We start from the raw sequence: 1,357 nt of genomic DNA, 5'->3' as shown, positions 1-1,357 counted from the left end.
AGATAAACTTGTGATGTCTGGCTGACTGCCATTTTTAACTCACCAATATTCAATAGATCATTATTATTAAGATTAAACATGTTTCCAAATAACATACTGGTGAACACTACTGGCATTGTCGCACTTTTGTGCTTTAAATTATTATATCTAGCATATTCTCTTATAAATTCAACTCCATCATAGTCTCTATGTTCAAGCGCTTCCATGAAAGTAACCTGAACCTTTTTTGCCTCCTCCCAAAAGTTCATTTTTTTCTCAAAACTCGCTTTTAACATAATCAGCGATGTAAAATCACCTATTATATCATTAACTTGTTTATGGAGAGGCTGTCTATTAAATACTGTTGTATTTACCGCTAAGTTTTGTTGGTTACTCCACTTCGACAACACTTTTGCGTAAGCTGTAAATAATATTATTGCAGGTGTAATATTATAGCTTGCAGCTTTTTTACAAAGTGTTTCCCATAGAAGCTTGTCAATTATTTTAGATTTTCTTTTGAAAGTTGGCTTGCTTATTGCATCTAATCTTTCTTTTAATGGCACCGCAGGTGCTTTTGGAAAATCTTCGAGCTGACTTAACCAATAGGCTTTATCATTTTCATATTTTTGAGTGGTCTTGACTTTTTGGTATGCTAACATATAATCTCTATAGCTTATTTCCAATGGTACCATTTCATCTTTTCCATTATACAATTCAGATATCTGTTTAAATAAAAGCTGGATGCTGGCTCCATCAGCTATTAACATATCGATGTCGAAAAATAATCTATGTTTATCCCCTTGAATTTTCAAGGCTTTGAATTCAAATAAAGGCCACTCATTTGGATTAAAGATATGATGTGATGTTCTGTCTCTTTCTTCTGCAATTTTCTTCTCTTGTTCTATATCACTTAATTGACTAATATCCTGTACAGATATTTCATACTGAGGGACTTGTTGAAGAATCTTTTGCCTTCCATTCGGAAGAATGACCGCGCGCAGCATGTCTTGATGATCTATTACTTTTTGTAAACTTTTGTTGAGTTTTTCAATATTCAGCTCAGTCTCAATTTCTAAATAAGCATGCGTTGAGGTGCCACCAAGTTCAAATTGTTTATCTCTTCCCATTAGATAAGCCATTTGAACGTTAGTTAAATCGAATTCCGTATTTTTATGCTTGATATCAGCTTGAATTTCCATCACATTACTATTTGTTTTACTTTTTCTTTCAGAGACACTGATAACTTTTGCTAGTTTCTCAATGGTACTGTTGGATATAAAATTTTTAAAATCTAATTTAATAAATAAACGATCCTCAATAGCAGTAATTAAATTAATGATCAATATGGAATTGCCGCCTAATTCAAAAAAGTTGTCAT

At 32.3% G+C, this 1,357-nt stretch carries 1 protein-coding gene; it reads right to left on the bottom strand.

The genetic code is table 11. From position 1 onward, the window contains the following. A partial coding sequence (locus D5S11_RS19635; RefSeq protein WP_241211477.1) for a condensation domain-containing protein occupies positions 1–1,322 on the bottom strand: 1,322 nt, incomplete at its 3' end. Between the last annotated feature and the right edge of the window lie 35 nt (positions 1,323–1,357).

Source organism: Bacillus sp. L75 (genome assembly GCF_003676355.1).
Lineage (GTDB): Bacteria > Bacillota > Bacilli > Bacillales > Bacillaceae > Bacillus > Bacillus velezensis.
The sequence above is the reverse complement of the archived record's forward strand: the minus strand, read 5'-3'. Positions and strand labels throughout refer to the sequence as shown.